This is a genomic window from Paraburkholderia xenovorans LB400, from assembly GCF_000013645.1.
In the GTDB taxonomy this organism is placed as follows: Bacteria; Pseudomonadota; Gammaproteobacteria; order Burkholderiales; family Burkholderiaceae; genus Paraburkholderia; species Paraburkholderia xenovorans.
In genome coordinates, this window is record NC_007952.1 from 444,604 (window position 1) to 465,020 (window position 20,417).

General features: G+C 59.0%; 16 protein-coding genes. 8 read left to right on the top strand and 8 right to left on the bottom strand.

All coding sequences use genetic code 11. The annotated features are described in order from the left end of the window. The first annotated feature begins 12 nt into the window (after window positions 1-12). Together BXE_RS24000 and BXE_RS24005 are read left to right on the top strand one after the other, a co-directional pair. Entirely contained in the window at window positions 13-1,017 is a 1,005-nt protein-coding gene (locus BXE_RS24000) for an NrtA/SsuA/CpmA family ABC transporter substrate-binding protein (protein WP_011490726.1), read from the top strand. 11 nt (window positions 1,018-1,028) lie between these two features. After that, on the top strand, window positions 1,029-2,243 hold the full coding sequence (locus BXE_RS24005) for an acyl-CoA dehydrogenase family protein (RefSeq protein ID WP_011490727.1): 1,215 nt from the start codon (window positions 1,029-1,031) through the stop codon (window positions 2,241-2,243). A gap of 42 nt (window positions 2,244-2,285) precedes the next feature. Here the strand turns inward: BXE_RS24005 and BXE_RS24010 are convergent, their stop codons facing one another. The 4 genes from BXE_RS24010 to BXE_RS45985 all read right to left on the bottom strand — a co-directional run bounded on the left by BXE_RS24010 (window position 2,286) and on the right by BXE_RS45985 (window position 6,127). Further along, window positions 2,286-3,347 (bottom strand): LLM class flavin-dependent oxidoreductase, encoded by a 1,062-nt coding sequence (locus BXE_RS24010; RefSeq protein WP_011490728.1) that lies wholly within the window; start codon window positions 3,345-3,347, stop codon window positions 2,286-2,288. Between the two features lie 623 nt (window positions 3,348-3,970). Further along, window positions 3,971-4,174, bottom strand: coding sequence for a hypothetical protein (locus tag BXE_RS44510; protein ID WP_095211915.1), 204 nt, complete (start codon window positions 4,172-4,174; stop codon window positions 3,971-3,973). A gap of 51 nt (window positions 4,175-4,225) precedes the next feature. Then, complete coding sequence (locus BXE_RS24015) at window positions 4,226-5,248, bottom strand: ParA family protein (protein WP_011490729.1); 1,023 nt, start codon at window positions 5,246-5,248, stop codon at window positions 4,226-4,228. 651 nt (window positions 5,249-5,899) lie between these two features. Next, window positions 5,900-6,127, bottom strand: coding sequence for a hypothetical protein (locus BXE_RS45985; RefSeq protein ID WP_049782250.1), 228 nt, complete (start codon window positions 6,125-6,127; stop codon window positions 5,900-5,902). 329 nt (window positions 6,128-6,456) lie between these two features. Here BXE_RS45985 and BXE_RS24025 point away from each other — a divergent pair, with 329 nt between their 5' ends. Beyond that, window positions 6,457-6,918 (top strand): hypothetical protein, encoded by a 462-nt coding sequence (locus tag BXE_RS24025; RefSeq protein ID WP_011490731.1) that lies wholly within the window; start codon window positions 6,457-6,459, stop codon window positions 6,916-6,918. 57 nt (window positions 6,919-6,975) lie between these two features. Here the strand turns inward: BXE_RS24025 and BXE_RS24030 are convergent, their stop codons facing one another. Beyond that, window positions 6,976-7,725, bottom strand: a complete 750-nt coding sequence (locus tag BXE_RS24030) for a Crp/Fnr family transcriptional regulator (protein WP_011490732.1) — start codon at window positions 7,723-7,725, stop codon at window positions 6,976-6,978. A 1,181-nt stretch (window positions 7,726-8,906) separates the two neighbouring features. Between BXE_RS24030 and BXE_RS24035 the strand changes: the two genes are divergently transcribed. From BXE_RS24035 to BXE_RS24045, 3 genes are all read left to right on the top strand, one after another. Continuing rightward, window positions 8,907-10,454 carry a methyl-accepting chemotaxis protein gene (locus tag BXE_RS24035; RefSeq protein WP_011490734.1) on the top strand — a complete coding sequence of 516 codons (1,548 nt, stop codon included), beginning with the start codon at window positions 8,907-8,909 and terminating at the stop codon, window positions 10,452-10,454. Window positions 10,455-10,699: 245 nt separating this feature from the next. Then, complete coding sequence (locus tag BXE_RS24040; RefSeq protein WP_011490735.1) at window positions 10,700-12,871, top strand: EAL domain-containing protein; 2,172 nt, start codon at window positions 10,700-10,702, stop codon at window positions 12,869-12,871. 136 nt (window positions 12,872-13,007) lie between these two features. Next, window positions 13,008-14,759 carry a GGDEF domain-containing protein gene (locus tag BXE_RS24045; RefSeq protein WP_233518983.1) on the top strand — a complete coding sequence of 584 codons (1,752 nt, stop codon included), beginning with the start codon at window positions 13,008-13,010 and terminating at the stop codon, window positions 14,757-14,759. Window positions 14,760-14,817: 58 nt separating this feature from the next. Here the strand turns inward: BXE_RS24045 and BXE_RS24050 are convergent, their stop codons facing one another. From BXE_RS24050 to BXE_RS24060, 3 genes are all read right to left on the bottom strand, one after another. Beyond that, window positions 14,818-15,120: a DUF4148 domain-containing protein gene (locus BXE_RS24050; protein ID WP_011490737.1), complete on the bottom strand. Its 303-nt coding sequence runs from the start codon at window positions 15,118-15,120 to the stop codon at window positions 14,818-14,820. 173 nt (window positions 15,121-15,293) lie between these two features. Beyond that, window positions 15,294-16,379: an aldose epimerase family protein gene (locus BXE_RS24055; RefSeq protein ID WP_040125030.1), complete on the bottom strand. Its 1,086-nt coding sequence runs from the start codon at window positions 16,377-16,379 to the stop codon at window positions 15,294-15,296. Between the two features lie 32 nt (window positions 16,380-16,411). Then, window positions 16,412-17,629 (bottom strand): XylR family transcriptional regulator, encoded by a 1,218-nt coding sequence (locus BXE_RS24060; protein WP_011490739.1) that lies wholly within the window; start codon window positions 17,627-17,629, stop codon window positions 16,412-16,414. Window positions 17,630-17,859: 230 nt separating this feature from the next. On the opposite strand from BXE_RS24060, the gene xylA reads away from it, so the two are divergent. Both xylA and xylF read left to right on the top strand, forming a co-directional pair. Further along, window positions 17,860-19,182 (top strand): xylose isomerase, encoded by a 1,323-nt coding sequence (xylA, locus tag BXE_RS24065; RefSeq protein WP_011490740.1) that lies wholly within the window; start codon window positions 17,860-17,862, stop codon window positions 19,180-19,182. A 169-nt stretch (window positions 19,183-19,351) separates the two neighbouring features. Beyond that, complete coding sequence (gene xylF / locus BXE_RS24070) at window positions 19,352-20,380, top strand: D-xylose ABC transporter substrate-binding protein (RefSeq protein WP_011490741.1); 1,029 nt, start codon at window positions 19,352-19,354, stop codon at window positions 20,378-20,380. Window positions 20,381-20,417 lie beyond the last annotated feature (37 nt).

A 20,417-nucleotide genomic window follows, 5' to 3' on the forward strand; every position in this document is an offset into this window, starting at 1 on the left:
GACCTGACAAGGATGAACGATTCTTCACTGAGCCGCCGCCAACTGCTGCGCGCGGCGGGTGGCCTGCTGGCCGGCGCTGCCGCCAGCAGCCTGTTTCCGGTTCGCGCGGCCGAGCCGCGCAAGCTGACACGCAACACCGATACGGTTCGCGTCGGCTGGGGATATGGCAGCCTGCCGGACATTGCCAGGCAGCGCGGCGTGTTCGAAAAGACGCTGGCTGCAAAGGGCATCGAGGTCGAATGGGTCGGGCCGTTCCCGAATCATGCGCCTTCGATTCAGGCAGTTGTTGGCGGCAGCGCGGATTTCGGCTTCTGGGGATCGACAACGCCGGCACTGGCCGCGATGCTGGCCGGCTCACCACTCGTGTTCAATGCGTTCGACATCTATTCGCCGCGCTCGACTGCGATCATCGTGAAGAAAACGAGCGGCATCAATTCGGTTGCCGATCTCGTGGGCCGCAAGGTCGCGATCAACCGGTCGGGACTGGGCGAATTCCTGCTGATTGCAGCGCTGGAGAAGAATCATATCGACCGCAGCAAGGTCGAGTTCGTCTACCTGAATCCGCCCGATGCCGCGCCGGCGTTTGCGCAAGGCGTAGTCGACGCCTGGTCGATGTGGTCCCCGGCCGTGGATATCGCGCGCTATAGCAACAACGCCAAGGACATTTTTAACGAAGGACGCGACCTCGATTTCCTGATCGATTACAGCTCTCTCGTGACGCGCCGGAAATTTACCGAAGAGAATTCCGAGCTGATTCGCGCGGTGATCGATGCGTATTACGTCGAAGGCGCGTGGCAGTCGGCGCATTCCGCCGAATCCGAACAGCTCGTGCAGAGGGAAGCCAAATATCCGGATCAGGTGCGCGACTATCTGACCAGCCTGAAACGCGTGAATCAATTCCATGAACCCGACGACGCCGCATTCATCGCGCAGTTCCAACGCGCCGCCGACTGGCTTGCGGAACGCAAGATCATCAACTCGCGAATCAAGGTCGCGGATTACAGCGTCAAGGTTTGACGGGACATATCATGGGAACCACGCTTGTCTCGCCATTGTCAGCAACACTCGGGTTTGCTGAAACCATCGACCATATCGCATCGACCGCGGCGGAGCGGGAACGCAATCACCGTTTGCCGCACGAGGAGATCGCGATGCTCAAGGAGCTCGGCTTCGGTGCGCTGCGCTTGCCGGCGGATGCCGGCGGGCGAGGCGTCTCGTTGAGCGAGCTTTTCACTGTAGCGCGCGATGTTGCGGCGGCGGATTCGAACATCGCTCACGCTTTTCGCAATCATCTGTGGCAGGTGGAAGCGGCGCTCAGACGCCGGGATCATCCGTTCCATGCGCACGTTCTCGATCTGACGAGTAAGAATAAAACCGTCGGCCTCAGTTTCACCGAGACCGATGCCGTGGCGGCTGGCGCGCGTCCGAGCAAGGTGTTAAGCAGGCTCGAATGGGACGAAGCGCGGCGCGTATATATCGGCTCAGGCGTGAAGGTCTACGCGACCGGCAACCTCTACAACGACGCATTCGTCGGCCTTGCGGTGGAAAGCCGTGAGGGCAGGACCGTGCAGTACGTGTTGGACCGAGGCCAGGGCGTCAGTAACGATGACGACTGGCAGGGATTCGGCCAGCGCCTGACGGGCTCAGGCACGGCGAAGTTTGATGCCGTGACCGTGCCCGCGGCGCATGTCTATCCGACCGATCCGCCGCGAACCGACGAAGCAGCGCCTTGGGGATACAGCTTCCACCAGGTTTATCTGACCAACTGCATCGCGGGCATTGTGCGGCGGGTCGCGTTGGACGCCGTCGAAGTTTTGCGCGCACGCGGGCGCAACTTCTATCACGGCGACGGCGCGCATCCTACCGATGAGCCGGTACTGCAAACGCTGCTTGGCCGGATTCGCGCCTACGCGGCGAGCGTCGAGGCAACCGCCGATCGCGCTGTGTCAACGCTTCAGCGCGCATGGGATAGTTATGGAACGGCCGATGAATATGACACCACGCTGGCCGCAACGCTCGCCGCAGCGGAAGCCAAGGTAGTGATCGACGATCTTGCTCCGCAGATCGCCAGCTGGCTGATCGATCTTGGATCGGGCTCGGTTGTGTCACGCGTGGGTGCGCTGGATCGGCACTGGCGCAACATCAAGGTGATTGCTTCGCACAATCCGCGTTTGTACAAGGAGCGGTTGCTTGGGCAGAACCTGCTGACCGGCCAGCTTCCGCCCACGGGCGCGTTCTTCTGAACGTACAGCACGTCCTGCGTGATGCGGGACGTGCGGCTGTGCTCAGTTCGAAAGGAGCCGCTTGACGCGCGGCACGACCTCTTCTGCAAAGATGCGCATATCCGCTTCGAAAGGCTGGAACTGCAACATGAAGAGTTCGATGCCCGCCCGATGAAACGCGGCAACGCGCTGCGCGACGGTGTCGTAATCGCCGACCAGCCCTGCGGACGTGCCGCCGTTCGACCCGACGCGCGGCGATTGCGCGAAGGTCTGGTGCATCACGGCTTTCGGATCGATATTGGCCTTCTGCCGCTCGCGCAGCGGCTTGTCCAACTCGGCCAGCGCGAACAGATGCGCGAGGTGAGCTTCTGCCTGCGCCTGGGTTTCGCGTGCGATCACGAAGGCCGACAGACCGAACCGCAACGCATCCTGCCCGGCGGGACGCGCGCGTGCGGATACATCGGCGATCAGACGCGCTACGTCGTCGTGCGGCTGACCGTTGATGAACCACACGTCGCCGTGCGCCGCCACCAGTTCGCGCGCCGGCTCCGACTCGCCGCCCACATAAATGCGCGGACGCGCGCGAAACGGATCGGCGGGACGCAACTGATATTCGTCGATATGAAAGTTATCGCCGTGATGATTCAGCACTTCGCCGCGCAGCAGCGCAGAGACGACTTCGATCCATTCGCGGCCATACGCGTAACGCTCATCGTGCTCGGGAAAGCCAATGCCGGCACGTTCGAGTTCCGGACGATTCCACGCATTCACCAGGTTGATCGCAAAGCGCCCGCCGCTGATGTGCTCGATCTGCTGAGCCATCTTTGCGAGCACGACCGGGTGATAGAGATACGGCTTGATCGCCGTGATGATCTCGATGCGTGACGTTAGCGCCGCCAATGCTGCCGATGCGGTCCACGCCTCGAGCTGATCGAGCGAAGGGTCATGCGGATTGATCGTGTGCTGGGCGACGAGCACCGAGTCGTATCCGAGGCGCTCGGCCTCGAGTACGAGTGCCTTGTTGCGGGCCCAGGAAGCATCATAGGGTTCTGCGGGATCCTGCAACGCGGCGCGGCTACCGTGCACAAGTGCCCAGACGCCGAAGCGTGGAAGTTTGGCTGACATCGCTTTGATACGCGGGGAAGTGGAGGGGGTAAAACGCCCATGTTAGCGTTACCTGCGTGTGCGGCCTTCCAATTTGTATCGATATGGAAGTGACGGAAAGGCATTAAGGCTTGTGTCGCGTTCGCTTTGGTCGAGTGGCCGAGCTGCTTTGACAATCGCGAGAGGCTGTCTTGCTTCGCGGCCGCGCGCGTTGGGCTGGCCGTTTTTTCTGTCGGCGCGAATATGCGTGCCGATCGATGCAGGCCAGTAGTTGGATGAAGGCCACAGTCGAATGGCCGTTACCAGTTTCTACGAACGCGTACTATCGACCCATTGGCGCCCTTCAGCGAATTTTTGCGAATGTCACTATCACGCTCCAAAGCAGCCACTCTGGTTAATACAGGCTGATCGGTGCGACTGACGGCCCCGTTCTGAGGTCATTTTGTTTTGTCGACGCTCACCGGGATTTACGTTAAACGAGGCGCTCATCGCATCTGTCGTCGCGTTGCCTGCGAGTGGTGATGTCCGCGCCGACTGAATACATCAGCGGCAGACAGGCCCAACCGATTAGAGCTTTCCATCGACCTCTGCCAAGCTCTTGCCAAGTCTGAGGGCGAATAGAAAGCTTTCCGCCATTGCTCAGCTCAGACCTTACGCCAATGGTCGGGCATTCGTTTGTCACTCAGATGCCGGACGCGAGCAACATGCAGCGGGCTTGCCGGGTGATTATTCTTTGCCCAAGCAATCGCCTCCGCCTGTGTCTTGAAAGTTGCGAGTGGCACGCTGGTATGTGCCGGCTCGACGGTAAAACCTGAAGCTTTTTCGTTTATGAACAGACTGTTACTCATATCACCTGCCTCCTGGCTTGCTGGCAAACGGCCAGCACGTTGCGTCGCAAGTTAAAGACGCGACACGAGCTCATCCATTGCTACCTTGGCGTTTTCTAGGTAGTCGTCTTTAACCTGTACGCGGTGGCCGTTGATGGTTTGCTTTCCGACTTGCAGTTTGGAAAAAGGAAGTCCTTTTGCGAATGCAACGACGCCTGTCGTCTGGAAGTCCCGGATTTCGACAAAACCTTTGGGTATCGTTTTAAAGCCGAAAATTTCAGGGTTTGATTTCAGCAATTTTGTGATGTCCGTCTCGATTGCGGCCAGCACGGCGGCGTAGGCAGATGCGGCTCCCATGTACTGTGTGATGCGATTTTTTACGATTAGATGCACCTTGGGAAGCGGTCGACCCGCAGCCTTGAGTTTCGTGGCAAAAGCATAAGCCGCGTAGATTTCTGACGGCAGCTTCAGTCCATAGATAAGAGAAAAGGCATTCTGGATCGCGCGCCGCGAAGAGTCGTCCGCCATCACCGGCAAGACGATGCGGTCGGTCGCTGCAAGTGCGATCTGGGTGTAGAGAGAAAAGCTGGGGTTGCAATCGAGGAACACGGTGTCATATTCGTCTTCGACCTGGGCCAGGAAGTCCTTCAGCCAGTCGACAACGGCAATCCAGGGATTCGTGCCGGGAATCTGGTTGTTGGCGAGAGTATTGACCGCATTCGCCTGCAATTCAAGCAGCGGATCACCACATACTAGGTGAATGTTCTTCGCAACCCCCTTGTTGTACTCATGCGGGAGCGTGATGAAGTCTTGAGCGTCAAAGGCGGGCGGCGAATACGGTGCTGGTAGCCGGAGCTGGAAATACCCTCCAACACTGCAGCGAGGAACAAGCCCCTGCCGCTCCAGGAGCTTTTCGCTACCCTTGCTGTTCAGACCGCCGAGCAACAGTTCCGACAGGTTTGCTTGAGGACACATGTCGACGGCGAGCACCCGTTTTTTCGGGTGTTTCTCCGCATAGCGCACGATTGACTGGAAAGCCAGGCTGGTCTTCCCGGTGCCTCCCTTGTTGTTCCAAAAAGCGTACCGGATTTCCATACCAAGGCCCCTATCATAGTGTCGCTACCAGACGGACGTGCGTCCATTTGAGACACTGTAACGTCAAACGTGGACAACTTCAAGTCCAATTTGTAACTCCGCCGCTGTAACTGGGGATGCGCCCGACGTCGCGGGCAACGGGCATCAACTGGGTACTTGAAGAACGGCGGTACGCTCGAGAAGGCGCAGAGTTGGCCAATCATGCGTTGACACTACACTGCAACCAATATTCGAGAGCGGCCCAGTTTGAAGAGATCGAACGGTTTTCTTTTTAGGACATGGACAGATATTCCGCGTCGAATCTACGCTGGACTTCGGCCATTCGATCATATAGGTCGAATGTCTCTTGATGGCCGCTTTCACCCGCAGAGCCGTGGCGCCACGCATTCGTAGAAACTGGTAACGGCCGTTCGTCTGTGGCCTTCATCCACCGGTTGAATCCGCCCCGATGAGCAGCCAGCCAGTGGGCCGAGCGAGCACGTAACAAATACACCGCTATGTCGAGTCGATGGAGATGGCTGGCCGTTACGGTCACTATAAGGACCCCGACGACAGACCTGCGCATTTGCCTGGACGGGGGCAGTCTGCTCGCGCTCGCCGCTGCTGCGCTATTTTCGCAAGAACGTTCACTTCAACGCAGCAACGCCCGCCCTACGCGGGCGATGATGACCAGAATCCGCCGCGACACTCAACAAATGAACGCCACTTCGCCGCACTACCCTCGGCAGTCGGCGCAACCGTCAGTTTCGATTCTTTCCCGCCATCCTGACCGGTCTTGTCGTCGACCAACTGCAGCTTGCTACGCGCATCTAGGATCCTCATCTTGACCTCTTGTCGGACGTAGTAGTTTTTCTCCGCCACTGTATCAACTTCAAGCATTGGATCGGTCTCCGACTTTGACACCTGTCGAATCAAACCTTTTAGCGCACCCAGTTGCTCTCTCCACACCCGGCCTGATTTATAATCACCAAGCCTTCGGGAAACACCCAGAGGTCAGGTTTGGAAGCCTGCGATACAAACCGCACACCCGCCCAGGCGGGCGTGCGTCTACTGCTGCACGTCTATATTCCAATGGGCGGGCTGTAGTGGGGGAGCCGCAAGGCTCGCCGGTCTGTTTGTATCCCGGTCTTCCAATCCCGCTACCTGCCCGCTCACCCACTTTCCAAGCGAGTGTCGGGCGATCTGAGCAGTAACAGGGAGATCGCACCATGAGCAAGACCGCAAAAAATCAACCCGCTTCACGCCCGCCTGTCGATGCACTCCAATACGAAAAGCTCGCGCTGTCCGCATTCGACCTATGCGAACGGCAACTGGGCAAACTGAATACGCTAATCACACTTGCGTCTTCAATGTGTAGGAATCCTGCCGTCACGAGCGACGAAAGACGACGCCGTCAGACCATGCTCGAATTGCTCGTCGACACGGCCGAGCAATATCATCAGGATCTCGAATGCGAACGCGAACTCTTCCAGGTGATTGCGCTCGATGCAAAGGGCGTCCCTCAAGCGCGTCTCACCGCCAGCCACGCAACGCGCCTTCTTGTCGAAGCATCCAGGATTGCGAACGGATCGCAAGCTACCGACAACGCCCCCAAGCGCAAACGTTCTCCTGCCAAAAGCGTGGCGATTGCAAAGGCGCACGCACAGCAATCGGTCGCCGTGCAGCACTAACCAACGCATAACGGACAACCGATAGCATCAGCAAAGAGACAAGCCGTGCGCAGGCGTTCAATGTGAGGCTGAAAACCATCGCCGTAATCCCTGCACGTCAGGGATACGGATATGTCGCCCCTTGGCCTCGATGAGATTCAGATCGCAAAGCCGGGTGAATGCCCTGCTCACGGTTTCCAGTCGCAGTCCGACGAAGTCGGCAATATCGGTTCGACTGACGGGAAGCGAAAACTCGGTGAAGTGCTGTTTGCGCGCGGCGAGCTGGTCCGAAAACCAGAGCAGGAATCCACAAACGCGCCGTTCGGCATTGGCGCTCGCGGTGGACAGGAACGCCTCCTGCCGTTGTTGCATGACGCGCGCAATGAGACGATGAAACTGAGTGCCGATCAACTGGTTCTGGGAGATGCGCCGCAGCAGATGCCGGTAAGGGATAACACAGAAGACTGAATTCTCAAGCGCAACCACCGTAACGGTCTGCGCTCCGGACGCGGCACCGAGGAAACCCACCACGTCACCTCGCAGGGCGAGTGCCGCAATCTGCGCGCGCCCGTCGACAGAGCGCACTACGGCCTTTGACGAACCGCTCGCAATCGCAAACAGATGCGTGAATGGCGCCCCTTGCTCGTAGAGAACCTCACCTTGCTCCACTCGCCTTCTTTCGACAACAACGTCGGCGAGATTGGACACCTGATGCAAGTCAAGGCCGCTTCCAAGACATAGTTCGCGGATTCCACATTGAGCGCAATGATTGGGGCGATCGCCGACGAAAGATTGCTTGCCAAGGGCGATGAGTAGTTCGTGATCCATTGATGAAGAGTACCGGGTGACTCGCTCGCGTCGCGTAGTTTTGATTGGCGGAGCATGACTCTTTCGTCGACAAACTGGCGAGAGGCGTATCCATTCGGGGGTGGACACTCCCGCGAGTGTCCGCTAGTCGTACGTGCTGCGCCGGGCCGTCCGCTCAGAGACGTGCGCCGCATCGATTGGCTGTCTCGACGGAATTGTAGTCATTAGCCTGTGATGCAATGGAGAACTGAGAACGCCGATTCGGCTTATGGCTGTATCGCGTATCCGGAGAAATTTCGCTGTCTTACATGTGTCTCCTCACCAACCTTTTTCGCTGCATTGGCACTCCGGATTAGATCCGGCGTGCCAACTGAAAAGCTGGCTGAACCGCACTCCTGAACCGATCATATTCCCCGGTCGACTTCATGCGCTCATCGACACAGCGCATCAAGTTGACTAAAGTCAAATGAGAAGGTTTGCCGACTCGGCAAAGAATGAAGTGTCGCGACGCGAACCGGTATCGTGGTGGGGATCTTATCTGAATACTAATAGCCTCCGCACGAACAGCAGGGCATTCGTCAGACCTTTGTTGCCTATATGAACCGTCCGCTTAACAACACGTTTTCTCATGCGTGATCTCTGGTGTTTATGCGTCCAGTCAGTCGATGACTGTTGTCTGACGTTGTTCGACGCATGGTGCGAAAGGCGCGCGGTAATACCGCTGTGCTACTTGTTGAATGTGTGGCCGATCGTGTCTGCGTCTGGTTCTGCGATATGTCGACTCTACGCAATATTGGATGAAATATTGAGCAACGAGGCTGAAGGGTTGATGGACAGAGAACGTAAAATAATCAACACGATCCTGCGAAATAAATGCACCCTTGTTGAAGGTTTGCCGGCCGGGGTCGCCAATGCGGTGTGTGATGTCTGTTCGAATCGGCGCTATGAAGTAACGCTATTTGATGGCGGCGTTGTCTAGCCTGGCGTAATTGATTCCATGCGCCGGATTGCCATTGTAGGGTAGTGGCGAAATATATAAAAAGACTGTCCAACAATAATTTGTACACCGAAAATAATATCGAAGTGAGCTTCCGTTCTTTCCGGACCTGATCGCTAAAGATATCGATCCGTCGGCCGTTAGCAGGCTATAGAGCAGTAGAACTATCTGCCCGTCCCGGTCAATTTGAGAGGTTCGTTTACGTATGAAGTTGTCCTTCTCCCAGAAGCTCTGGTTTCCGCTTGTTCTGAGCCTGTTATGTCTTGCTGGTATATCGATCTACAACGCCTTGGAAGGGAGGGAGGCTCAGCTGGAAGATCGCAAGCGGGACCTGGTCCACGCTTCCGACATCGCTCTAGGCATTGTGAAGACATATGGAGACGCGGTAGCCGCAGGATCGCTGACCGAGGCGGAAGCAAAGAAACAGGCCATGAATAAAATCCGGGCCATCCGGTACGGCGAAGAAGGATACTTCGCGATCATCGATTCGCACGCAACGGTGCTGATGCACCCAACGCGTCCGGAGATGGACGGCAAAGACGCCAGCAACTACAAAGATCCGAACGGCGTGTATGTCTTCCGGGCGGCGGTTGATGCCATCAAGCGCGACGGCAAGGGGTTCAACGAGTACGCCTTTCCACGGCCGGGTTCATCGCAAGCCTCTCCGAAGATTTCCTACAACGTAAGCTATCAGCCGTGGGACTGGATTCTCACCACGGGAGTTTACGTCGACGATATCGACGCGGCATTCCGTTCAATGCTGTATCGCAGCCTCGGAATCATGCTGGTAATGGTCGCGGCTTTATCGACGGTCGTGGTGCTCTTCAATCGCAGCATTCTTCGCGCAATGGGCGGAGAGCCGTCTTATGCCGCCGAACTTGCCAACCAGATTGCCGGCAATGACCTGACCGCAGTGGTCAAGACAACCCGGGACGATCGCTCCAGCCTGCTATTTTCGATGAAAAGCATGCAGGAGCAACTCACGCGCACGATCAGCGGGATCAAGATTGCGGCCGATTCGATCGCTACCGCTTCGCATCAGATCGCGGTGGGCAACCAGGACCTGTCGCAGCGCACCGAGGAGCAGGCAGCGTCTCTGGAGCAAACCGCGGCGAGCATGGAACAACTGATCTCGACGGTCAGCCAGAACGCCCAGAATGCGAATGAAGCCAATCAGCTCGCTGCTCAGGCGGTTAAGGTGGCCGAGCAGGGCGGCGCCGTGGTAACGCGCGTGGTGGAAACAATGGACGGAATCAACGCGAGTTCCGACAGGATCGCCGATATAGTCGGCATGATCGAAAGCATCGCATTCCAGACCAATATTCTTGCCTTGAACGCGGCCGTGGAGGCGGCGCGTGCCGGCGAACAGGGGAGAGGTTTTGCAGTGGTTGCTTCGGAGGTGCGCTCGCTCGCGCAGCGTTCTTCGACCGCGTCGAAAGAGATCCGGGAGCTGATTCACGATTCGGTGCAACGGGTGCGCACCGGAGCCGGATACGCGCAGGAAGCCGGCGAAGCGATGGACCGCATTACGCACGAGGTTCGGCGCGTGACCGATCTCATGAGTGAAATCGCGGCTTCGTCGCAGGAGCAAAGCAAGGGCATCGGCGAGGTGAACGAGGCCGTCACGCAGATGGATCAGGTCACGCAGCAGAACGCGGCACTGGTTGAAGAAGCCGCGGCCGCAGCCAGTTCGCTGGAGATGCAGGCAGACGATCTGAAGGCCATTGTTTCCACGTTCCGGCTGGACGCCTAGCATGGCGCCGGCATACGCATTGCCGCTCAGGCACGCAGTGCGGTTCCGGTGCGCGTCGGGGTAGCGCCTACGCCCGCCTTGAAGCCATCGGCACCCACGCTGCGCGTACGGACTGCGTAAGCCGCTGAAACAGACGCCTGGCCTATGAGTACCTTCGGACCTTCGGATCGGAACGAGCCCATGCCAGGCTGTCTGTACGTCTCGCTGCAAACAACCTGCAAGAAAGCCTACACCCCGGAGTCTCCATGGCCATGTCGAACGACGTTTCCGACGCAACGCCTGACAACGATCTGATGGACGATGGTTCGCATCTGTACAGCCAGGCACGGGCGTCGGCACTCACCTCCCTGACGGAGGTTTTGCGGCACAACGCTGTCGAGATTGTGAAGCGCTTCTACGATGGCCTGATTCGTCTGCCCAAATCGAAGCACACGCTGGCGGCGCTTTCGGAACATGAACTTCAGCATCTCAAGACACAACAGATCCAGAATCTGTACGCGCTCGCGTCACCGGATCTGACCGCGATGGATCACCGTACGATGGCGCTGCGAGTTGGACGTATCCATGCCATCGTAGGATTAGAGTGGGAAGATCTGATTCGCAGTAGGGGCATCCTGTCCGCAGCGATTCACGACACACTCGATACGACAGTGCACGGAATAGCGCTGGCGGTGCTGGGAAGGCGCCTGACGCAGGATCTGGCGTGGCAGACGGAGGCCTACCAGCGTCTGCAGACTTCGCGGCAAGACGTGTTGATGCGCGTGACTCAGCTCGCGTGGGAAGTGGAGAGCTATACGGATCTGATCGGCCGCGTTGTTCAGATACTCGGTGAACATGACGAGGTGACAGGCTGTTCGGTTGGCCGGCCCGATAGTGACGGGGTCTTTCGTTTCGAGTCGGTGTCAGGCAAGTCGATGGAGCGGTATCTTGCCGAGTTGGAGAATTCCACGGAGCGGCCGGTCTCGAATGGCGATCTACCGCAGGGGCAGGGACCAGTCGGGCGCGCCTGGCGTAGCGGGAACGTGGAGCGAAGCATCAACTTTGCAACGGATCCGCTAATGGAGCCGTGGAGAGCGCTGGCGCTGTACGAGAACTTCCGCTCCAGCGTGGCGATTCCTTTGCGGCAACCCGGGCATCCGCCCAAGGCCATCCTCTCGCTGTATAGCGCGTTTCCAGGCGGCTATTCGGCAGCAGACCAGATGGCTTTTATCATGCCATTGCAAACGCTTCTGGGGCTCGCAATCGCGCGGATCGAGAATCAGGAAGGGCGCACTCATGCCGTACCGTACGCCACGCGACAACATTGGGCGGCGCTGCTCCGGTCCGATGCGCTGGAAATGCACTACCAGCCGCTACTGGATCTTAAAACCGGGCATGTGACCAAAGTCGAGGCGCTGGCCCGGCTGCGCGAAGGCGATCGGGTCCTGACGCCCGGCGAGTTTTTCCCGGCACTATCCACGGATGATTTCCTTGAGCTCTACGTTCGCGGACTCGCACAGGTGTTGTCCCAGAGGAACCGCTGGTTGCAGGTTGGCGTCGAGTTGAAAGTGTCGGTCAATCTGCCGTCCAGTGCGATGGGCGACAACCGCTATTTTGAAGCGACACGGCAAGCGTTGACGGAATACTTTTGCCGTCCTGACATGCTGACGCTGGAGATTCTGGAAACGGATGCGCTTCCATCCGGTATGGACGTATCCGGCGAACTGGCGAAATTCAAGTTGCTCGGCATCAATCTGGCCGAAGATGATCTCGGGTCCGGGCACAGCAGCCTGAACCGGTTACGCGAACTGCCGTTCGACTGGATCAAGATTGACCGCAGTATCGTGAGTGTTGCCGGTCAGGACGCGTCGAACGTGTTGCGTTTCGTCTATCAATTGACGCGGCTTGGCCGCTCGTTGGGTAAATCAGTGGTGGTGGAAGGGATTGAAGATGCGGGCATGCTCGAAGCGATCGTCATTCTCGGCGCGGATGTCGCGCAGGGCTATGCAATCGCGCGCCCCATGAATGCACAGCAGTTGACGGCGTGGATGCATAAGCAGCCTCACGTACCGCGATATCTGGAAGCGAGAAGCGCGTTGGGTAAGCTGGCCGCGCTGCTGATCTGGGAAGAGCGGCTGCATCTGATTTGTGAAGATCCGCGAGCGTTCGGCAGGCTGTCTGATATCGTAACGGTGCCCGTCACGCCCGGAGTCGTCCCACCGGCTGTGCCGGCGCCGCTCGACTCGGCCTGTCAGGTTTGCCCATTCTCAAGGTTTTTTAGCGAAACGGATTCGATTCTGCCAAAGGGACTGTCGGATCCGACAGCACAGCGAGCCCTGATTGCGGCTGCGGTGCGTCATGGGCCGGATAGCGTGGCCTATCGGTCGGCGCGCCAGCGGCTTGTGACCGCTATCATGAGCGAAACGGCCGAACACTGATTGATGTCGTCTCCCGCGGGCGGCTGCAACGTGTGTGGGAGCATCCGCATACGTTTGCACCCGCCTGCGGTATTCATCATATTTTGACGCGCGACGTTTCGCGCAAGTTTCCATGATCAGGAAAGCATTCTCCGCCATGTCCATAGACAGGCGCTTCGGTATCAGTGTTGCCGCCGCGCTCCTTCCGGTTCTGCTTTTGTGCGGCAGGCTGGTCGTGCACGAGTGGCATGCGTACATGGTGGCCGACGACGCGCTCTATGCGTTCCAGACCTATCGCGCCGGATTGCTGGCAATCGAGAGCGTGTCCGCGGAGCGTGGCCCGACCAATAGCGTGCTAGGCGAAAATTTGCCGATCCCCGAGGCGAGAAGGGCGTCGCTGCTTCGCGCCCGTGGCGAGAGTGATGCGCGGATCGAGAAGTTGCTGGAGATGCTTCAATCCAGCCGTTGTCCGGGGTGTGCCACCGAGCTTGCACGCATAGAGAATGCGCGCGCCGAACTTACAGGCGCACGCGCGAACGTCGATCAACTCATTGGCCTGCCGCTGGCACAGCGGCGGGAGCGTGCGCTATCGAGCGCAGTGGACCGCATGATCAAGGTCATTCCGCAATTCTCGCCGGTCATCGATGCATTGGCCGCAAACGTGGTCAGGGGCGATACTCGTGCGCTGAATTGTCTGATCCTCGCTACGCTGACCGCTGACCTGCGGGAAGCTGCCGGCCAGCTCGGCTCGCACTTTACCGCCGCGCTGACCGCACGCAGGGCGCTCGGTGAAGGCGATCAGCTTGCTATCGAGCGCACCGAGGGGAGAATCGATCAGTTGCGCGAATTGATCGATTCGCATATCCGGGACCGGTCGATGCTGGAGTCCGCGCCATTCGACCGAATGAACCGGCAGTACTTCGGCGAGGGTATGGCCTATATTACCGACGTCCGCAGCCTCGCGACCCGGCCGGGCGGCGTTGCGATATCACCTGCGCAGCTCGCGGACCACTACGTGCCGATGATGCGTCCAATTACGGCGTTCCGCGATCAGGTGCTGGATCTTGCTGATACGGAAATCCGTTTTCATCGCAGCAATGCATTGGGTCTTCTGGCGGTCAGCGCACTGGCCGCCTTTCTGCTGATCATGATCCTGCTCTCGATGGCGATGTTATTCAGAAGGCGCGTGATTCGACCGCTTGTCGATGCGACCCATGTAATTGGAGCAATTGCAAACGGCGACCTCACGGCGGAGATTCCGGCAGCGCGCTATCGCGGCGAGATCAAGGCCATGTTCAATGCGATCGGTGTGCTGAAGGCGAATAGTGTGGAGAGGCAGCAGCTCGAACGGGAGCGTGGCCGTCTGATTCAGGAACTCAAAGCCACGGCGGAAACGGACTTTCTGACTCATCTGCTCAACCGCCGCGCATTCGAAAGCCGGGCGCGCCTGAGCTGTGCTGAACGGAACGCGGCCGAGCCCGAGCTCGCGCTGATCATGTTCGACATTGACCACTTCAAGAAGATCAACGACACATATGGTCACGCCACTGGCGATCATGCGCTACAGCTCGTGGCGCGCCTTTGCCGTGAAACCTGCCGGCAAGCGGATGTCGTTGCGAGATGGGGTGGGGAAGAGTTCGCCGTGCTGAGCCGTGTGCAAGATGCGGCCCAGGCGCTTGCCGTAGCGGAGCGTTTGCGTTGCAGGATCAGAGAGACGCGAATTCCTGTTAGCGGTGGAGACGGTTTCAACATTACCGCGAGCTTTGGCGTCGCCTTCGCATCAGCGTGCGATTCGCGCGACGTGGATCGTCTTTTCAGGCGCGCCGATCGTCTGCTGTATCAGGCAAAAGAGGCCGGGCGTGATCGTATCTTTGCCGATCCGACCAGCGTGGCCAGCGATAACGCCTGAGGGTCTTGCAGACTGGCGCGCTTATCGGATTGCGATCGGACCACGCGAAAAACGCGTGCTATTGCCCTTGCAGATTCGGATTGCCGGCCGGAACGCCGGAGCCGGTTTCGGACGAGCCGGCCGTAGAAGGGCCGTATGCCGTCGCTGCATTGTTCCGCGCGGAAACGCGGGCTTCGGCGGCCTGAATGTCGGCGGGATAGACGGCGTCGGTTGCTACCGCGGGGTTGTAGCCGGCCTGTTCGAGTTGCTTCAATTGTGCCTTGACTTCGGCACGCGTGACCGGTTGCTCGGATTGCGCGAATGACGCGAGCGGGACTGCGAGCACGACGACTAGCGTCGCTGCCTTGATGAGCGATTTCATGATGCTTCCCTCCGAGAATATTTTTTTGGGGCGCCGCAGCAATCTTTGGCACCCTGCAGGGATTCTAGGAAGCGGGTGATCCAGGGGAAACCACTAAGACGGTAATTCAGTGTTGCGACAAACAACAAGTCGGCGTGATGTAATGTGGGCCGTAATATATGTGAAGAATCGCTTTATATGCCCTTGCGCACATCTACCCGATAGGCGGTTACTTGCCGATAGGTGCTGCCGGCGCGCACGATCACTTCGTCCTGCTCAGCCATATTGACCTGGTTCGGGAAGCCGCCTGCTTCGAGACATAAACCGGCGTGTGGTTGATATGCAATGCCGCCGCGTCCCGTATCGCCATTCAGCGAATTACCGGTATAGAACTGTAAGCCGCGCTGATCGGTCGACACCGTCAATTCGCGTCCGCTGCCGGGATCATAAGCGCAGGCAACCTCGCGCATGGGCGGCGTGGCGCCGTTCATGCCGGTGTCACGCGTATCGCGCAGTACATAGCAATGATCGAAGCCGCCCGCCGTTGCCAATTGCGCGTGCGGCCAGTCCAACCGCGCACCGATCGGCGCGCTGCGCCGGAAGTCGAATGCGTTGCCTGCTACCTCCGCGAGCTTGCATGGAATCATGGTGGCGTCCACTTCAAAGAACCGGTCGGCGTCGATCGACAGCATATGGCCGCGAATATCCGCGCCGGGCCGGCCCGTGAGGTTGAAGTACGGATGGCTTGTCAGATTGAGCGGCGTGGCGGCGTCGGTGATCGCTTCATAGGCGATGGTCAGCGTGCCGTCGTCGTCGAGCGAGTAGCGCACTTGCGCAGTCACGTTGCCCGGAAAACCGGCGTCGCCTTCGGGCGACTCCAGCCGCATGAGCAGCGCGCCATTGTCTTCGCCCGCTTCCCACAGCGCGCGATGAAATCCCGTCGTGCCGCCATGCAGCAGGTTCGTGCCGTCGTTACGGTCGAGTGTGTATTCGATACCGTCGAGCGTGAAGCGTGCATCGGCAATGCGGTTCGCCCAGCGGCCTATCAGTGCGCCCATATAAGTGGTGGCGGCCACGTACTCGGCGGGCGTGTCGTGGCCGAGCAGGATATCGCCGAGCACGCCCGCGCGATCCGGCGCATGCCACGACACCAGCGTCGCGCCCAGATCGCTGATGGCGACTTTCATGCCGTGTGCGTTGCGCAGCGTGAAGAGCCGGACGGAATCGCCGCCGTGTAATGTGCCCCACGGTTCGGAAGAAACTTGTGCGATGCTGATCATGTCGTCGGTGGAATAAAAAGGTAAAGGCATGCTCAGCCGGGCGCCGGTGTCGAATTCACCCGCTCCTGGTATTCGCGCGGCGTACAGCCGAGTTCACGGCGAAACACCGCGTACATGTATTGCAGCGACGTGAAGCCGCAACGGATCGCCACTTCCGCGCTCGACGCATCGCGCTTGGCCAGCAGTGCTTTCGCGACATCGAGTTTATGGCGCAGAATTTCCTGATGCACGGTGCACTGCCGCTCGCGTCTGAAGTACTCTTCGAGCGACGAGCGCGACACGCCCACATAATCGGCAACCTGTTCGGTGCGAATACCCTGGCATGCGTACTGCCGGATAAAGTGGCGAGCCCGCATCACATACGGACTGGCAAGAGGTTGATGCCGGGTCGATTCGAGCACGTTGATGCCGACCGGCGGCACGAGAATGCGCCGCCCCGGAAAGCGTGCACCGTGCAGCATCTGGTGCAAAAGGTGAGCCGCGGTGCGGCCCATTTCTTCCGTGCCCTGAATCACCGAAGAAAGCGGAATGCGCGTCAGTGTGCGCGTTAGCGGATCGTTGTCGATGCCGATTATCGCGACCTCCTCCGGCACCGGAATGCCGGCAATCAGACACGCTTGCAGCAGGTGTCTGGCACGCGCATCGGTCACGGCAATGATGCCGACCGGCTTCGGCAAATCACGTAGCCATGCGGTGAGTTGCTCGGTCGCCTGGTTCCATGACGGCGCGCTGGTGGAAAGGCCGCGATATATCTCGCCGTCTATCTGTGCGGTGCTGCGGCCATCCGCACTGCGCAAATGGGCGAACGCGAGTTCGCGCTGTTGCGCCCAGCGGTTTTCCTGCGCCTGCGGCAGGCTATACAGCGCGAAGTGTTCGAGACCCGCGCCGATCAGATGCGTATAGGCGAGCGAGACGAGCTTGCTGTTGTCGGTGGCGATATAGGGTAAATCCGGAGGATAGTGCGCGGGATCTTCGAACGATGAACCCACGGCGACCACGGGCAACGGACAATCGCGCAGTGCTTCGCCTACGGCGGGATCGTCGAAATCCGCAATGATGCCGTCGCCGTCGAAACGCTCGATGCCCGTCAGCCGGCAGCGAAAGTCTTCTTCCAGAAAGAGGTCCCACGCCACGCGCGTGGACAGCAGGTAATTGCCGATACCAGTGATGATCTCGCGGTCATAGACCTTGTTCGCGTTGAACAGCAGCGCGATCCGGTGGCTGGTTTGCGGTGTTTGCGGACGAGTCATGGCAGTGGGCAGGGCACGCGTTTCACGCGGCACCGGTTTTAAGCGTCCGGTTATTCTAGGCCCCGAATCACGCGCCGGTGCGAAACAAAATGGAAGGCGGTAAGAAACATCAAGCACGCTGCGCAATTTCGCAATTGCCGACGCATCTGGCAAGCGGCAGCATGGCGTCACCTTGTCGACCGGCGCGACGACGTCGCACGGGTTGCGGTGCAACATAACTGGAGACGCAGATGTCCTATTTCGAACACATTCCCGAGATCCGCTACGAAGGCCCACAATCGGACAACCCGCTTGCCTATCGCCACTACGATAAAAGTAAAAAGGTACTCGGTAAAACCCTCGAAGAACATCTGCGCATTGCGGTGTGCTATTGGCACACATTCGTTTGGCCGGGCGTGGATATTTTCGGGCAGGGAACGTTTCGGCGTCCCTGGCAGCAAGCCGGCGATGCAATGGAGCGGGCACGGCAGAAGGCGGACTCCGCATTCGAGTTCTTCTCGAAGCTCGGTACGCCGTACTACACGTTTCACGATACCGACGTCTCGCCCGAAGGTTCGAGCCTGAAGGAATACAGCGAAAACTTCCTGCGCATTACGGATTATCTGGCACGCAAGCAGGAGGACACCGGCATCAAGCTGCTGTGGGGCACGGCCAATCTGTTTTCGCATCCCCGTTACGCGGCCGGCGCGGCCACCAGCCCCGATCCGGAGGTGTTCGCGTTTGCGGCGACGCAGGTGCGCCACGCGCTCGATGCGACCCAGCGGTTAGGCGGCGACAACTACGTCCTGTGGGGCGGCCGCGAGGGTTACGACACGTTGCTCAATACCGACCTCATGCGTGAGCGCGATCAACTTGCCCGTTTTCTGCATATGGTCGTGGACCATGCGCACAAGATCGGCTTTAAAGGCTCGCTGCTGATCGAACCCAAGCCGCAGGAACCGACCAAGCATCAATACGATTACGATGTCGCAACCGTACACGGTTTCCTGCTGCAACACGGGTTGGAGAAAGAGATCCGGGTAAACATCGAGGCCAATCACGCAACGCTCGCGGGTCACTCGTTTCATCACGAGATCGCCACGGCCTATGCGCTGGGTATTTTCGGCAGCGTCGACGCGAATCGCGGCGACCCGCAAAACGGCTGGGATACCGACCAGTTCCCAAATAGTGTGGAAGAGTTGACGCTTGCCTTCTACGAAATTCTCAAACACGGCGGCTTCACCACGGGCGGCATGAACTTCGACTCGAAAGTGCGGCGCCAGAGTGTCGATCCGGAAGATCTGTTCTACGGCCACATCGGTGCAATCGATAACCTCGCGCTCGCCGTCGAGCGCGCGGCGGTGCTGATCGAAAACGACCGCCTCGATCAATTCAAGCGTCAACGCTATGCGGGTTGGGACGCAGACTTTGGACGCAAGATCCTGTCCGGCGACTATTCGCTCTCCACGCTGGCAACGGATGCGCTCGCGCGCGGTCTGAACCCGCAGCATGCAAGCGGCCACCAGGAGCTCATGGAAAACATCGTGAATCAGGCTATTTACAGCGGACGCTGACGAGTATTGCAGGAAGCAGTGCATGAGTAGGTAGCAGCACCACATAAAAATCGCGCTGCCACGTCGACCGCGCGAAACAGGAAGCTTTGGGTTGTCGCTTGTCCGGTCCTGCGGCTCGCAGCGCAGGCCGCCCATCCGGTATTCCGGCTATCAGAAGAAGGAGACAGACATGAAATTCGCAACACGTCGTAGTGTATTGAGTTCGCTCGTGTGTGGAGCGGTGCTCGCCAGCCTCTCGCTTGCCGCGCCGCTCGCGCATGCAAGCAAGGATCATCCGGAAATTGGCTTCTGTATCGACGATCTGCGCGTGGAGCGCTGGTCGCGCGATCGTGACTATTTCGTCGCCGCGGCAGAGAAGCTCGGCGCGAAAGTATCGGTGCAATCCGCCGACGCGAGCGAAGAGCGGCAGATCTCGCAGATCGAAAACCTGATCTCGCGCGGCGTGGATGTCATCGTGATCGTGCCGTTCAATTCGAAGACACTCGGCAATGTGGTGGCCGAAGCGAAGAAAGCGGGCATCAAGGTCGTCTCGTATGACCGCCTGATTCTAGACGCCGACGTAGATGCCTATATCTCGTTCGATAACGAGAAAGTGGGCGAATTGCAGGCGCAAGGCGTCTACAACGCGCAACCCAAGGGCAACTACTTCCTGCTCGGCGGCGCGCCAACCGACAACAACGCCAAGATGCTGCGTGAAGGCCAGCTAAAAATCCTGAAGCCCGCTATGGACAAGGGCGACATTAAAGTGGTCGGTCAGCAGTGGGTGCCGGAATGGAGCGCATCCACGGCGCTGCGTATTGTCGAAGATGCGCTGACGGCGAACAACAACAAGATCGACGCGATCGTCGCCTCGAACGACGGCACAGCGGGCGGCGCGATCCAGGCGCTCGCCGCGCAGCACCTGGCGGGCAAGGTGCCGGTTTCGGGCCAGGACGCCGACCTTGCGGCGGTCAAGCGTGTGATTGCCGGTACGCAGACCATGACCGTCTACAAGCCGTTGAAACTGATTGCGAGCGAAGCGGCCAAGCTCTCCGTGGCACTTGCGAAGGGCCAGAAGCCCGGCTATAACGCGCAATACGACAACGGCAAGAAGAAGGTCGACACGGTGCTCCTGCAACCCACGCTGCTTACCAAGACCAATGTCGACGTAGTCGTCAAGGACGGCTTCTACACCCAGGCCCAGCTCGCGAGCCAATGAGCGTAACGTGTGCGCGGCGTACGCCGATGCGTGTCAT

Bases quoted from the DNA above. Each gene is read 5' to 3' on its own strand.
- BXE_RS24000 (WP_011490726.1), top strand. From the start codon at position 13: ATGAACGATTCTTCACTGAGCCGCCGCCAACTGCTGCGCGCGGCGGGT.
- BXE_RS24005 (WP_011490727.1), top strand. From the start codon at position 1,029: ATGGGAACCACGCTTGTCTCGCCATTGTCAGCAACACTCGGGTTTGCT.
- BXE_RS24010 (WP_011490728.1), bottom strand. From the start codon at position 3,347: ATGTCAGCCAAACTTCCACGCTTCGGCGTCTGGGCACTTGTGCACGGT.
- BXE_RS44510 (WP_095211915.1), bottom strand. From the start codon at position 4,174: ATGAGTAACAGTCTGTTCATAAACGAAAAAGCTTCAGGTTTTACCGTC.
- BXE_RS24015 (WP_011490729.1), bottom strand. From the start codon at position 5,248: ATGGAAATCCGGTACGCTTTTTGGAACAACAAGGGAGGCACCGGGAAG.
- BXE_RS45985 (WP_049782250.1), bottom strand. From the start codon at position 6,127: ATGCTTGAAGTTGATACAGTGGCGGAGAAAAACTACTACGTCCGACAA.
- BXE_RS24025 (WP_011490731.1), top strand. From the start codon at position 6,457: ATGAGCAAGACCGCAAAAAATCAACCCGCTTCACGCCCGCCTGTCGAT.
- BXE_RS24030 (WP_011490732.1), bottom strand. From the start codon at position 7,725: ATGGATCACGAACTACTCATCGCCCTTGGCAAGCAATCTTTCGTCGGC.
- BXE_RS24035 (WP_011490734.1), top strand. From the start codon at position 8,907: ATGAAGTTGTCCTTCTCCCAGAAGCTCTGGTTTCCGCTTGTTCTGAGC.
- BXE_RS24040 (WP_011490735.1), top strand. From the start codon at position 10,700: ATGGCCATGTCGAACGACGTTTCCGACGCAACGCCTGACAACGATCTG.
- BXE_RS24045 (WP_233518983.1), top strand. From the start codon at position 13,008: ATGTCCATAGACAGGCGCTTCGGTATCAGTGTTGCCGCCGCGCTCCTT.
- BXE_RS24050 (WP_011490737.1), bottom strand. From the start codon at position 15,120: ATGAAATCGCTCATCAAGGCAGCGACGCTAGTCGTCGTGCTCGCAGTC.
- BXE_RS24055 (WP_040125030.1), bottom strand. From the start codon at position 16,379: ATGATCAGCATCGCACAAGTTTCTTCCGAACCGTGGGGCACATTACAC.
- BXE_RS24060 (WP_011490739.1), bottom strand. From the start codon at position 17,629: ATGACTCGTCCGCAAACACCGCAAACCAGCCACCGGATCGCGCTGCTG.
- xylA (WP_011490740.1), top strand. From the start codon at position 17,860: ATGTCCTATTTCGAACACATTCCCGAGATCCGCTACGAAGGCCCACAA.
- xylF (WP_011490741.1), top strand. From the start codon at position 19,352: ATGAAATTCGCAACACGTCGTAGTGTATTGAGTTCGCTCGTGTGTGGA.